The organism is Staphylococcus sp. 231237_7MaSpsaltlick, from assembly GCF_043107035.1.
In genome coordinates, this window is record NZ_JBICNX010000006.1 from 97,596 (window position 1) to 114,570 (window position 16,975).

Consider the following 16,975-nt stretch of genomic DNA (forward strand, 5'->3'; position numbering starts at 1 on the left):
CTTCCACATTTTGTATTAGCAAAGCAATTGAAGCAGCAAATAAGTATTTGCTGCCTCAGTTGTTGCTTAGAAATTATTTTTTGGATGACTGATCATTTTTGAAAGTATTTCATTATCTGTCGGTTTCCACTCGAAGTTTAGTTTTTCTAAGATGTAATTTGTCTTAAAGTCTAATACTTCAAAGTGAGATTTGTTAAACATATTGTTATCTAGGATGCCTGTGTGTAATAAGAAATCATTTATTTCATCACTCTTAATACCTTGTTCAATACATTCCATTAAGAAGTCCATAAAGTCATTCCATTGAATATTCTCGATGTGATAATCATGTTGATTATAAACATTCATCAATTGCGTTAATGTAAGATGATGTGTGTTGTAAATGTGATGAATCTCATTCGTCAACTGGTTGTTTTTAATCAATGTACTACAAGCTTCAGCCGCTTGGTCTACTGGTGTGAACTCTAAGCTATCATCTGGTAAGTCTGGGAATTTTTCCAGTTTCTTGAATGATTTAATAACGCTATAGAAGGCGTTATTTTCTTCATTTTTCTGGAATAAACCAGTTCGAGAATCACACTGTAAGTTACCCAGTCTGTAAATATTTGTTTCTACGCCTTGTTTACGGCTATCGATCAATATTTTTTCAGCTTCAATTTTACCATCTAAGTACACGTTGTTTGGTTTTTGACCAATATCTACATCGTATTCAGAGAATGTTAATTGTGCCTTGTCTTCAACTTTACCTGAAGCAATTGAAATGGTAGACATATGGTGAATTTCTTTTGCTTTACCATCTTGTGCAAATTGGATAATTTGTTCAATACCACCAACGTTGGCACCATATGATGCATCTTTTGTTGCAAAGTGATTTACATTGGCTGCAGCATTAACAATTAAATCAATTTCTTCTGACAATGCTGCATATGTTGATTCACCCATACCTAATTGAGGTGATTCGATATTACCTTCAACAATGTGAATTCTATTTGCAAATGACTCATCAATTTGAGATTCAAAATAGTAAACCCAGTTGTTATGCAATTTCGTTTCTCCAGTAATGTCTTTATTACTTCGAACCATCACATAGATATCAAAGTCAGTATCTTCTAGTAAGTTGTTTAGTAAATAAATACCAAAGAATCCAGTCGCACCTGTGAGTAATACATTTTTATTAGACTTAACCGCTTCAACATCAATAACCTCATAATTTGCTGCACTATTTTCTTTATAGCTTTCAATTTCTTGAATGAAATCATTGCTGAATTGATGTGGCTGTTCTAAGTTAAACTCTTTTAACGATGCTAACTTAGTCAATAAGTTCGTGTCAGCACTATCATCTAACGCTTCGCTGATGCGCTCTATCGTCTGTAGCTCAAACAAGTCTTTAATAGAAATATTATATGTCTTAGATAACTCTGAAGTTAACTTGATCGCTTTAATTGAATCGCCACCAATTTCAAAGAAGTTATCGTACACGCCAACTTGCTCTACATTCAAGACATGCTTAACTGCTTCAACTATTGTTGCTTCAGTTGCATTTCTAGGCTCAACATAAGTCTTGCTTTCTACCTCAATTTCAGGTAATGCGCGTTTATTCAATTTACCATTTGCAGTCAATGGTAATTGCTCGATTTGCATCATATATGCAGGAACCATGTAGTCAGGTACTTTCTTCCCTAATTCAGCTTTGATATCACTGAATGAGATTTCTTGATCTGAAACTAAGTAAGCGCAAATAGATAAATCATCTCCAACCATTTGTCTAACAATTACACCTACATCTGATATACCATCAATTCTACGTAAATGACTCGCAATTTCTCCAAGCTCAATACGATAACCACGGATCTTAACTTGTTCATCGATACGTCCAATATATTCAAGTTCACCATCTGCTCTCCATTTTGCTAAGTCACCAGAACGATATAATTTACCTTCACCAAATGGATTGTCGATAAATTGTTGTTCTGTTAAGCCTGGACGGTTTAAATAACCATGTGTAACTGCAATGCCACCGATACAAAGCTCGCCAGGAACACCAATACCCATTAGATTATTCTTCTCATTTAAAATATAAATTTGAACATTTGAGATTGGTCTACCAATCGGAATAATATCGTATGTTTCACTTGGATATAGTGGATTACACACCACTTCAATCGATGCTTCTGTTGGTCCATATAAATCTATAAGTAGAGAATTATTTGGTCTACCCAGCAAGTCATTAAATCGATTAACTTGTTCTGGTTTCAACGCTTCACCACTTGATGGAATATAGTTTATTGACGCAATATCATCCATTCTATTTGTGGACTTAATGTAATCAATAAATACCCCTAGCATTGACGGTACAAAGTGAACCATTGTAATTTCATGTTCTTGAATCATTGTTGCTAGTTTATCTGGGTTACCTTCTTCTCCAGATGGTAGCAGTACTAATTGTGCACCTACCATAGCAAATCCAAAGATTTCCCAAACAGACACATCAAATGTATAAAGTGTCTTGAATAGTACCTTGTCTTCACTATTAATATCGAATTCTTTAATCATCCAATTAATTCGGTTCATAACACCTTCGTATGATACGATTACGCCTTTTGGATTACCTGTTGTACCTGATGTGTAAATGATATACATTAAATCATCGGCAGTGACAACACTTGGTAAATTCTCAGTTGGCAGATGTTCTAATTTAGACTTGTCAGCTAAGTTAATGATGTGACCTTCATACTCAATCTGCTCGTCTAGTGTCGCATCCGTCAATAATATCTTAGGTTGACTGTCGTTTAGCATATAGTTAATACGATCCGTTGGATTGTGAGGATCAATTGGTACATATGCGCCGCCTGCTTTTAAGATACCGTAAATACCAATCATCATCTCTAAACTACGTTGAGTCAGCATTCCAACTACCATGTTTGGTTTTACGCCTTCAGCACGTAATTTATATGCAAGTTGATTTGCTTTATCGTTCAACTCTTGGTACGTCAAACTTTCTCCTTCATAAACGATGGCAGTACGATTCGGTGTTTGTTCAACTTGTGCTTCGAAATGATCCATAAATATACGTCTATTATCTAAAGTTTCATGCGTATTATTGAACTCACCAAGGATTAACGTTCGCTCATCGGCTGTTGCCATATTAATATCGCCAATATTATGTTCTGGTTGTTGTACGACATTAGCTAATAGTTCAATGTAATGTGCCAACATACGTTCAACTGTTTGATGTTCGAAAAGTTCCGCACCGTATTCAATAGAAACCTTATAATCGCCATCATCTTCAATCATCATGTTTAAGTCGAACTTAGCGTTGATATTTGTTGCTTCTTTCGGTTCAACAATCCAATCTTCGATATCTAGACTTTCTTTTTCATTATTTTGCAGTGTGAATAACACATCAAATAATGGATTTCTTGTTAGATCACGTTTTTCTACGATTTCGTCGACTAATTCTTCCAATGGATATTCTTGATGGTCATATGCCTTCAATGAAACATCTTTCACTTCATTTAACAATTGTTTAAATGATTTATTACTTTCAGGATATGCTCGCATTGGTAATGTATTTACAAACATGCCGACGATATTTTCAGTATCTTGGTGTGTACGACCAGCAATTGAACTGCCGACAACAACATCTTCTTGTCTGCTGTATTTATGCAATAACACCATAAATGAAGACAATAGAATCATGAAGTCTGTACAACCTGTTTTTTGTGTTAGACGATTGATTGCATGTCTAGTTTCTGCTGGTATTTGTGCACTTACTGTCTTACCAGTAAAGCTTTGTGATTTCGGTCTTGTGAAATCATACGGTAAGTCTAATACAGGTGCCTCTTCTTTAAATTGTGATAACCAGAACTCACGTTGTTCACTTAAATCACGTGTACTCATCCATTCGCTATAGTCTTTATATTGTACTTTCAACTCTTCTAATGTTTGATCGTGATATAAAGCCGTAAATTCTTTAATGATTAAATTAATTGAAAAACCATCTGAAATAACATGGTGAATATCAAATAATAATACATAACGTGACTCTGCTACTTTAACAATTTTAACTTTTAGCAATGGCGCTTGGCTTAAATCAAATGGTTGTACGAAATCATCTAATAATGTTTCGTAATGATCTGTACTAATTTCAGCATATTCTACATTGATTTCAGCTGAATCGTTAATCACTTGAACAGGTTCACCATCGATTGTTTCGAAGTGAGTACGCAATGTTTCATGACGTTCTATTAATGTTTGGAATACATTTTGCACACGTTCAGGATCAACTTCACCTTGAATTTCTAACATACTTGGCATATTATATGCGGTTTGACCTTTCACCATTTCATTAAGGACATAAAGTCGTTTTTGTGGTGATGAAGTTGTATAGTATGGCTGTTCTGCTGCTACTGGAATATGTTGTGCCGTTGTTTCATTCGCATGTTCATCAACAACTTTAGCTAGTTGAGCTATTGTTGGATTTTCAAACATAGCCTTCAATGGTAAACGCACACCGTTTGTAGCTTCAATCTTATTAATAATACCAATCGCTTTTAATGAATGGCCACCAATTTCAAAGAAATTATCGTGAATACTTACTTGATCGATATTAAGATTAGCTTCATATATAGTTGCTAGCATTACTTCTGTATCATTCGTAGGTGCTACGTATGCTTTACTTTCCACTTTGATTTCAGGTAATTTTTTCTTATCTAATTTACCGTTTGAAGTCACAGGTAACTGATCAATTTGCATCATATATGACGGTACCATATAGTCTGGTAATTTTTGACTTAATATAGCTTTTACATCATCATTATCGACTGCTTTATCAGATACGAGATATGCACAAATTGCTAACTCTTCTCCTGCCATTGGTTTAGCAACGACTGCTACATCTGAAATGTAATCAATTTGTCCAAGTAAGCTTTCAATTTCACCTAACTCAATACGGTAACCTCTAATCTTAACTTGCTCATCAATACGACCAAGATATTCTACATTACCGTTCGCACTCCATTTAGCTAAGTCGCCTGTACGGTATAACTTTCCTTCGCCGAATGGATTGTCGATAAATTTCTCTGCTGTTAAATCTGGTCTGTTGAGGTAACCTTTTGTCACACCAACACCGCCGATACAGAGTTCTCCAGGAACGCCAATACCCATCAGATTATTATCTTCATTCATGATATAAGCTTGAATATTAGCAATTGGTTTACCAATAGGAATCGTGTCATATGTTTGATCTGCAGTACATGGATAATAGATTACTTCAATAGAAGCTTCTGTTGGTCCATATAAGTCAATCAACAATGAATCATTTTGCTTACCAATGATTGCATTAAATTGATTTACTTGTTCTGGTTTCAATGCTTCTCCACTTGCCAATACATAATTAACTGTCGCAATGTTCTCTACTTTGTTAGTTGATTTTATAAAATCAATAAACACACCTAACATAGATGGCACAAAGTGTACCATTGAGATTTGATGTTGTTCTAATAGATCAGTAATTTTTTCTGGATTACTCTCTTCTCCAGATGGTAATAGCACGGCTTGACCGCCTATCATAGCGAATCCAAAGATTTCCCATACCGACACATCAAATGTAAATGGTGTCTTGAACAGAATCGTATCTTCACTACTAATATGATATTTATCAATCATCCAGTTCAGACGATTCATGACACCTTTATAAGGTACCATTACACCTTTAGGCTTACCTGTTGTACCTGATGTATAGATAATGTACATCAAGTTATCAACTGTAGTTACAGGTTCTAAATTGTCTGTTGCTTGTGTTGCAATCATCGTGTCTTCAGTCAAATCAACAACTTTATTATCAAATTCAATTGATTCATCTAATGCTTGATCTGTCAGTAGTACACTTGGTTGACTATCACCTAAGATATAGTTAATACGATCACTTGGATAATTAGGGTCAATCGGTACATAGGCACCACCCGCTTTTAAGATACCGTATATACCAATCATCATTTCTAAACTACGATTTGTCAGTAAACCGACTGGCGCATCAGGTACAATGCCTTCCACACGTAAATAATTAGCTAATTGATTTGCCTTCGCATTGAGTGCTTGATAAGTCAAGCTAACCCCTTCATATGTGATGGCTGTCTGTTTTGGTGTTTTAGCGACTTGTGCTTCAAATCTTTCTACAAACGTTTTTGTATTATTTAATGGGACATCGGTATTATTGAATTCATTAAATATAATATCTTGTTCTTGTTGTGTAATCATTTCTAGATGACTGATGTTTTGTTCAGGTTGTTGTACGCTGTGCTCTAAGATTTCAACATAATGCGCCAACATACGTTCAACCGTGTCACGATCGAAGAGTTCTTGCGCGAATTCAAGGGCAATGCTATAACCATTATCATCAAATATTGTCATGCTCAAATCAAATTTAGCATTAGTCGTTGATGGTTCTTTGTGTTCTACTGACCAGTCATCAATTTGCAAGCTTTCTTTTTCATTATTTTGTAACGTGAATAGGACATCGAACAATGGGTTACGTGTTAAATCACGTGTCTCAACAATTTCATCTACAAGTTCTTCTAATGGATATTCTTGATTATCAAATGCCTGTAATGATGTTGCTTTCACTTCTTCGAGCAATTGTTTAAATGATTTGTCACGCTCTGGGTAGGCACGCATTGCTAACGTGTTAACAAACATACCTAACATTTGCTCTGTTTCTTTATGTGTACGACCAGAGATCGGACTACCTACAACGATATCTTCTTGTCTACTATATTTATGCAATAGCACCATAAATGATGATAACAAGATCATATAATCCGTTGCACCGGTATCTTGCGCTAATTGTTGGATTGCATTTCTTGTTGCTTCAGAAATAGATACATTAACTGATTCACCTGTGTAACTTTGATGGTTTGTACGTGAATAATCATAAGGTAAATCAAGTACTGGTGCTTCATCTTTAAACTGAGACAACCAGAATTCACGTTGTTCATTTAAGTCACGTGTATGCATCCATTCACTGTAATCTTTATATTGTACATTTAATGGTTCTAAAGTTTGATTATGATACAACTCTGTAAATTCTTTAATAATAAGATTAATAGAGAATCCATCAGAGATAATATGATGCATATCAAATAAAAGTACATAACGTTGTTCTGCACATTTAACCACTTTTACTCTCAGTAAAGGTGCTTGTTCTAAGTTAAATGGTCTGATGAACGCATTTAATAGTGGTTCATAATCTTCTGTATAAGCAACTTCATACTCTACATTTATTTGAACTTTATCTTCGACAATTTGTACCGGTTCACCTTCAACTGTATCAAAGTGTGTACGCAATGCTTCATGACGGTTCACTAATTTTTGGAATGCATTTTGAACACGTTCAACATCAACAGTCCCTCTAATTTCTAACATACTTGGCATATTATAAGATGTTTGACCGTCCATCATTTCATTCAATACGTATAGACGTTTTTGTGGTGATGATGCTAGATAATGTGTCTTAGTTTCAGCCAATGGTATCTCTTGAGTTGATGATGCAGTCGCTTCATTTTCGATAGCTCTAGCTAATTGTGCCACTGTCGAATTTTCAAAAATCGTCTTCAACGGTACACGTACAGATAATTGGCTTTCTAGTTCGTTAATAACACTAATTGCTCTTAGTGAATGTCCGCCTATTTCAAAGAAGTTATCTGTTGCACCTACGCGTTCAATATTTAACACGTTGCCAAAGATTGTCGCAATTGTCTCTTCCATTTCATCACGTGGTTCAACATAGGCTTTTGCCTCTAATTCAATATCTGGAAGTCCTTTTTTATCTAATTTACCGTTAGCTGTAACTGGTAATTGTTCAATTTGCGTCATATATGTTGGAATCATATACTCAGGTAATTTCTTAGATAGGACCGCTCTGACTGCGTCAAAATCTATCGTACGATCTGAAACAAGGTATGCAGCGATCATTGCTTCGTCACTACCTTGTGGTGCTTTAGTGACTACAGCAGCTTCAGATACTGCATCGACTTGAGCAATCAAACTTTCAATTTCACCTAATTCAATACGGTAACCGCGTATCTTGACTTGTTCGTCAATTCTACCAAGATATTCTAATTGTCCATCTTTTCTCCATTTTACTAAATCGCCTGTACGATACATTTTGCCAGAACCAAATGGATTATCAACGTACTTCTCAGCAGTTAAATCTGGTCTATTCAAGTAACCTTGTGTGACATTTGCACCACCGATACACAATTCACCAGGTACACCAATACCTAACAAGTTATTATCTTCATTTAAGACATAACCTTGTGAGTTGGCAATAGGTCTACCGATAGGAACCTCTGTATAAGTTTGACCTGCAAAGACAGGATAATATGTTACCTCAACAGTTGTTTCAGTAGGTCCATATAAGTTGTATAGCAATGTTTGATTTGGTCCACCTAACAAGTGATTAAATTGATTTACATAGTCTACTTTTAGTGTTTCACCACTTGTAAATACATGATTTAACGAAACAATATCATCTTGACGGTGTGTTGTCTTAATGAAATCTATAAAGACGCTTAACATTGATGGTACAAAGTGTGCCATCGTAATATTATACGCATCGATTACGGAAGCTATATTCTCTGGGTTACTTTCTTCTCCTGAGCGTAGCATGATAATTTCGCCACCCATAACTGCCCAACCAAAGACTTCCCAAATAGATACATCAAAGGTAAATGGTGTTTTGAATAATATTTTATCTGTAGAACCTAATTCGAAATAATCAACCATCCAATTAAGACGATTCATTACACTACTGTATGGAACCATAACACCTTTAGGTTTACCTGTTGTACCTGATGTATAGATAATATACATTAAGTTTGTTTCATCTGTAACATGTGCCAAATTATCTGTTGGTAAGCTATCTAGGAAGGAATTATTTGTTAACTTGATAATTTCCTTTTCGTATTTTATACCATAGCTTATATTTTCATCCGTAAGCAATACACGTGGATCACTATCTTCTAAAATGAAATTCGTACGCTCATGTGGATGATTTGGATCCAACGGTACATATGCGCCACCTGCTTTTAAAATGCCATAAATACCAATCATCATTTCTAAACGACGTTGTGACATTATACCTACTAGGTCATTAGGTTTAACGCCCTCATTACGTAATTGATACGCCACTTGGTTTGCACGTTCGTTCAGTGCTTTATACGTTAATGTTTCACCTTCAAATGTAATTGCTACTTTGTCTGGTGATTGTGCCGCATGTTGCTCGAAACGTTCTACAAGTGTCACAGTGTTATCCAATGGCTGATCCGTATCATTGAATTGGTTCAAGATAAGTTCAGTTTCTGCTGTTGTTATAATGTCAATATCACTAATAAGTTGTTCTGGTTGCTGCGTTGCATTCGCAATCACTTCAATAAAGTGGTTTAACATACGTTCAACCGTATCTTTATCAAATAATTCTTCCGCATATTCTAACGAAACTTTATAGCCATCATTCTCATGAATTGTCATACTTAAATCAAATTTAGCATTAGTATAAGAGGCTTCCTTTTCTTCAACTGACCAATCTGATATTTCCAGACTATTTTTCTCATTATTTTGTAATGTGAATAGCACATCGAATAATGGATTACGTGTTAAATCACGTGTTTCAACAATTTCATCGACAAGTGCTTCTAGCGGATATTCTTGATTATCAAAGGCATTTAACGATTGGTCCTTCACTTCTGATAAGAATTGTGCAAATGATTTTTCACTTTCAGGGTAAGCACGCATTGGTAAAGTATTAACAAACATACCAATCATATTTTCTGTATCTCTATGTGTACGCCCAGATATTGGACTACCTACAACGATATCTTCCTGACGGCTATATTTATGCAACAGTACCATAAATGATGATAATAACACCATGTAATCCGTACTGCCTGTTGCTTGAGTCAATTGTTGAATATGATGCTGAACAGATGTAGGCATATCTACAGTTACTGTTTTACCTGTGAAACTTTGTTGGTTGGGTCTTGAATGATCATACGGTAAATCAAGTACTGGCGCTTCATGCTCAAATTGACTTAACCAGAACTGACGCTGACTATCCAAGTCTCTTGAGCGCATCCATTCACTATAATCTTTATATTGTACATCTAATGGCTCTACCGCTCGACCATGATATAACGCTGTAAATTCTTTGATAATCAAATTAATAGAGAAGCCATCAGAAACGATATGGTGCATATCAAACAATAAGATAAAACGTTGTTCTGATACTTTAACTATACTAACTCTAATTAATGGTGCCTTACTTAAGTCGAAAGGTTGTACAAAGTCACTTAATATACGCTCATAATCATCTGTCGTTACCTCATCGTAATCAACGACTACCGATGCAGAATCATTTATCACCTGTACAGGCTCGCCATCTTTAGTTTCAAAATGCGTTCTTAATGCTTCATGACGATCTACGATTGTTTGAAAAGCATCTTGCACACGCGCAACATCTACATTACCTTTGATTTCTAACATACTTGGCATATTGTAAGCCGTTTGACCATCTACCATTTCATTTAACACATATAAACGTTTTTGAGGTGATGAAGTCAGATAATATGGCTGCTGCTCTGCTTGCGGAATACTTTGAGTGCTCGCATCTACCGCATATTGTTCAACCGTTTTAGCTAATTGTAGAATCGTTGGACTTTCAAAAATAATTTTTAGTGGCAAACGTGTGCCAATTCGACTTTCTATTTGGTTAATAATGCCAATTGCTCTTAATGAGTGTCCACCGATTTCAAAGAAATTGTCAGTGATACTAACTTGTTTTAAATTTAAGACATCTTCATAAATTGCGACTAGCATTGTTTCCATTTCTGTCGTTGGTGCAACGTAGGCCTTGCTTTCTACTTTGATTTCAGGTAATGCCTTACGATTCAACTTACCACTTTGTGTTACTGGTATGTCTTCAATTTGCATCATATAGCTTGGCACCATGTAGTCTGGTAATTTATGACTCAGCTCTAATTTGATTGCCTCTAAATCAACGTTTTGTTCAGATACTACATAAGCGCAAATCGATAACTCTCCATCTAACATAGGTTTAGTAACCACTGCTACATCTAATAAATCTGTATTTTGGCGTAATACACTATCAATTTCGCCTAATTCAATACGATAACCACGGATTTTAACTTGTTCATCAATACGTCCTAAATAAGCGATGTTTCCATCAGCATTCCAACGCGTTAAATCCCCTGTGCGGTACATTTTACCTTCACCAAATGGATTGTCGACAAACTTTTCTGCTGTCAATTCAGGTCGATTCAAATAACCATTCGTTACATTAGTACCAGCAATACATAATTCACCTGCAACACCGATACCCATTAAGTGATTGTCAGCATCTAAGATATACGCTTGTGTATTAGCAATCGGTTTACCAATTGGTATAGCATCATATTGTACATCAGCTACACAATCAAAGCTTGTTACATCAATAGTAGTTTCAGTAGGACCATAGAAATTCAATAACAATGTATTATTCTTAGTCGCAATATGTTCATTAAACTGGTTAACTAGTTCTGGTTTTAATGCTTCACCACTAGCCAACACATATCTCAAGCTTGAAATTAAATGTGCTTGATCTGTCGCTTTGATAAAGTTAATAAACACACTAAACATAGACGGCACGAAATGTACCATAGTCGCTTTATTATTATGAATAAGTGACATTATTTTTTCAGGATTACCTTCTTCACCAGATGGCAATAGCGCTGCTTGTGCACCAATCATCGCGAAACCAAACACTTCCCAAACAGACACATCAAACGTAAATGGTGTCTTAAAGGAAATTGTATCTTCGCTCGTAATACCATAGGTTTCAATAATCCAATTCAAGCGGTTCATAACACTTTCTCCAGGTACAAGTACACCTTTTGGTCTACCTGTCGTACCAGATGTATAAATAACATACATTAAGTTAGAAACATCTGTATTATGTTGCAAGTTGTCTGTTGGCAATGACCAAATTGATTTATCCGCTGTTAAATCAATCACCTTATGATTAAACACAATATTTTCATCTAATGGTTTGTCTGTCAGCAATACTGGCGCTGCACTATCTTCTAAAATGTAATTAATACGATCGACAGGATAATTTGGATCAACAGGTACGTATGCACCGCCTGCTTTTAAGATACCGAATATACCAACAATCATTTCAATACGTCGATTCGTCATGACTGCTACTAATGTGTCTGCACCGACACCTTCATCACGCAATTTATACGCAACTTGGTTTACACGTTCGTTCAATGCTTGATAAGTCAAACTTTCCCCTTCAAAGGTAAGTGCCACTTTATCAGGTGCTTTGGCCACTTGCTGTTCAAAACGCTCAACAAATGTTTGCGTGTTATTATAAGGCATCTCAGTATCATTAAAGTCATTAAGAATTAAGTGCTGCTCTTGTTCGGTAATTAATTCTAATTCACTAATTTTATACTCAGGATGCATAGTAATTTCAGCTACAAGTTCCATAAAGTGTTCCAACATACGTTCAATTGTTTCAGGTTCAAATAACTCTTCAGCATATTCTAACGCCACACTATAACCATCATTGTCATAAATTGTCATACTTAAATCGAATTTAGCATTTGTAACTGACGACTCTACTTGTCTTGTAGACCAGTCATCAATTTGGAAGCTTTCGTTTTCAGTGTTTTGTAATGTAAATAACACATCAAACAATGGATTACGTGTTAAATCACGCTTTTCTACGATTTCTTCAACTAGTGATTCTAATGGATATTCTTGATTATCAAATGCTTCTAATGATGTTGTCTTTACTTCATCTAATAACTGCGTAAATGATTTATTTCGTTCAGGGTTTGAACGCATCGCCAATGTATTAACAAACATTCCGAGCATATTTTCAGTATCTTTATGCGTACGGCCAGAAATTGGGCTACCTACAACGATGTCTTCTTGACGACTATATTTATGCAATAGCACCATAAATGAAGCAAGTAAGATCATATAATCCGTACTACCAGTCTGTTGAGATAATGACTGAATCGCACGTTTAGTTTGTTCCGGCATTTCGAGACTTATCGTCTTACCAGTAAAACTTTGTTGGTTAGGACGCCCGTGATCGTATGGTAAATCAAGTACTGGCGCTTCTTCTTCAAATTGTGATAACCAGAACTGACGCTGATCATCCAAGTCTCTTGAACGCATCCATTCACTGTAATCTTTATATTGAATAGTTAATTCATCTAATTCACGACCTTTATATAGCGCCGTAAATTCTTTAATAATGACATTGATAGATAAGCCATCCGAAATTATGTGATGCATATCAAATAGTAAAACATAACGTTTTTCATCACATTTCACTACTTTAACTCTTAGTAATGGCGCGTTAGCTAAATCAAATGGTCTAACAAAATCACTTAATAATTGATCATAATCAGACGTTGCTATTTCTTCATAACCTACTGTAATCTCACCTTGTTTATCTATGATTTGAACCGGTTCACCATCAACAGTATCAAAGTGTGTTCTCAACGCTTCGTGACGTTCAACAAGTGCTTGGAATGCGCTTTGTACACGATTAACATCTACATCACCAATAATTTCTAACATACTTGCCATATTATAAGCAGTCTGACCTTCAACCATTTCATTCAACACATATAAGCGTTTTTGAGGAGAAGATGTTAGATAATATGGTTTAGTTTCTGCTTGTGGAATCGTTTGACCTGCAATTTGTGTTTCACCATTCTCAAGCAAACTAGATAATTGTGATGCCGTTGGATTGTCGAAAATAGCCTTCAAAGGCAAACGTGTAGCTGTCTTACTTTCAATTTCATTGATAACACTAATTGCTTTTAAAGAGTGACCACCAATTTGGAAGAAATTGTCAAAAACACTGACACGTTCAACATTTAGCACACTACTAAAAATGTCCACAATAGTTTGTTCCATATCATTACGTGGCGCAACATAGTCTTTACTGTCCACTTTAATGTCTGGTAATGCGCGTTTGTTTAACTTTCCGCTTTGAGATACTGGTAATGATTCAACTTGCATAATATATGCAGGAACCATATATTCAGGTAACTGTTTATTCAATTGTGCTTTGATAGCTTCTATATCAATAGACTCGTCGGATACAATATAAGCGCAAATTGACAATTCTTCATCAACTACTGGCTTTGCTACAACAGCTACATCTGTAACAATATTTTGTTGACGTAGTACATTTTCAACTTCTCCGAGCTCAATACGATATCCACGGATTTTAACTTGTTCATCAATACGTCCTAAATAAGTAATATTACCATCAGTTTCCCATTTGGCTAAATCACCTGTACGATACATCTTACCTTTGCCAAAAGGATTGTCGACAAATTTTTCTGCTGTTAAATCAGGACGATTCAAATAACCATTTGTCACATTGGTACCAGCAATACATAATTCACCAGCGATACCTATAGCCATCAAGTTGTTACTGCCATTTAAAATGTATGCCTGCGTATTTGCTACCGGTTTACCAATTGGAATCATGTCATATTGTGTACCAGCCTCACAATCAAAGCTTGTCACATCAATGGTTGCTTCAGTTGGACCATATAAATTAATAAGTAGCGTATCATTTTTCTCAGCAATCAATTCATTAAATTGATTTACCAATTCTGGTTTTAATGCTTCGCCACTTGCTAAGACATATCTCAAACTTGAAACCGACGCAGCTTGATTCGATGCTTTAATATAATTAATAAACACACTAAACATTGATGGTACAAAGTGAACCATGGTAGGTTGTGACGATGCAATAACAGATACAATTTTTTCAGGATTACCTTCTTCTCCTGATGGTAAAAGTACCGCTTGTGCACCAATCATACCAAAACCGAAGACTTCCCAAACAGACACATCAAACGTAAACGGTGTCTTAAAGAACACTTTGTCTTCATCTGTAATGTCATATTTATCAATTAACCAGTTCAATCGGTTCATGACACTTTCTCCGGGTACAAGCACACCTTTAGGTTTACCTGTCGTACCAGATGTGTAAATGACATACATTAGGTTAGAAACATCTGTATTATGCTCTAAATTTTCTGCAGACAACCCTTCAAATGTTTGTGTTTGAGTAATATCAATTACATTATTGTTATAGACTATTTCAGAACTTAACGGTTGATCAGTTAGCAACACCTTAGCTGCACTATCTTCCAAAATATAGTTAATACGTTCTGTAGGATAATTAGGATCAATTGGTACATAGGCGCCACCAGCCTTCAGAATGGCATATATCCCTATAATCATTTCAATTCTTCTATTTGACATAACTGCCACAAGAGAATCGGGCGTTACACCCTCAGCACGTAATTGGCGAGCCATTTGGTTAACTTTGCCATTCAATGCTTCATACGTTAAACTTTCTCCTTCAAATGTAACTGCAGTCTTGTTAGGATGTTGAGCAACCTGTTGCTCAAATCGTTGAACAAACGTCGTATCATTATTTAATGCTAATGATGAATCATTAAAGTCATTTAAAATCGTCTCTCTTTCTTCACCATTAACCACTTCAATATCTTTAATTTGTGACTCTGGTTGTTCGATCATATGATTTAATACGTGGAAGATTGTTTCATGTAAATGATAGATACCTTCTTCATCTAAAGCATCTATTTGGAAATCATAATCGATATCCATACCTTCACCATTACTTCTGTTACTCAAGTTAACACTAAGTGGCGAATTGTTTGTTCCATTATCTAACCATTCATCCGTATAACCCTCTTTGATAAACTCAGCGTCATATTGTGTGTTTTGGAAAGAAACAAAACAGTCTACTAGACCTTTTTTATTACCACTGTTTTCTACAATATAGTCATATGGATATTTTCTATGCTTTAATAGATTCAAGCTTTCTCTACGAATTTTTTCAAGGTAATCTTGAACGGTTTGTTCTGGATCTGTATCAACAATCATTGGTAATACACGTGAGAATATTCCAGTTGATGATTTTTCCTTCTTCGTATTCCTGTTATGTATAAGTAGTCCGACAGAATTGGTTGTAGAAAGTGTGTTCTTGTGTTTGATGATTTGCATAATTGCAGAGAACAAATTACTAATACTAACTCCATGCGCCTCACAGTATTGGAAGATACGCTTAGTTTCAGCTTCAGATAATTTCACACTTATTCTCTTACCTATAGCGCTATCTAACGTGGATTTATCAAATAAAATGTTGTCTTCGAAATTTTCTAACTTTTCTAACCAGAAGGCCTTGTCTTTATTAAAACGATTTGTCGTTTCGTATTTGTCTTCTGATTCTATTGCCTCAAAATAAGTAGCCCCAATATCTTCTTCAGATACAGATTTACCTAATAACTTTTTAATTAAATTATTTACAACAATCGTTACACCCCATGCGTCACTAATTAAATGATGTTGCAATAGGAAGATACCATAATATCCTTCAGGATACTTAAATACTACTGTCTTATATAATTTATCATCAAGATTAAAGATATTAGTGCTAGCTGTTTCTTTAATCCACTTTTCGTAGCCTTCTTGATCTTGATAAAAATCAACAAATTCAAAATCTTCGTGTTCATAGTCTACTACATATTGTTTGTAAACACCGTCTTCTTTCGTAATTCTAATACGCAACGTATCATGTTGCTTCACTATCTCGTTGAAGGCTTCATTAATCTCATCATATGATACGTCATTTTTCATATGTACTACACCAGCGATGTTACTAATACTTGTATTCTCATAATATTGTTCAATCTGTAATATTTCTTTTTGTGCATAAGATAATAATTTTGTTTCAGTCAATGCAGCGAACCTCCTATCAATCTACAGTAAAAAAATATAATAATATTATTCTATTTTATAACCAATCGTATAATATTTATTATAAGTTACAGTTACATAAATTAATTCC

1 protein-coding gene is annotated in these 16,975 nt (G+C 35.2%); it reads right to left on the minus strand.

What is annotated here, in order from left to right:
- Positions 1-66: 66 nt before the first annotated feature.
- Complete coding sequence (locus ACF91D_RS13350; protein WP_392437173.1) at positions 67-16,866, minus strand: non-ribosomal peptide synthetase; 16,800 nt, start codon at positions 16,864-16,866, stop codon at positions 67-69.
- Between the last annotated feature and the right edge of the window lie 109 nt (positions 16,867-16,975).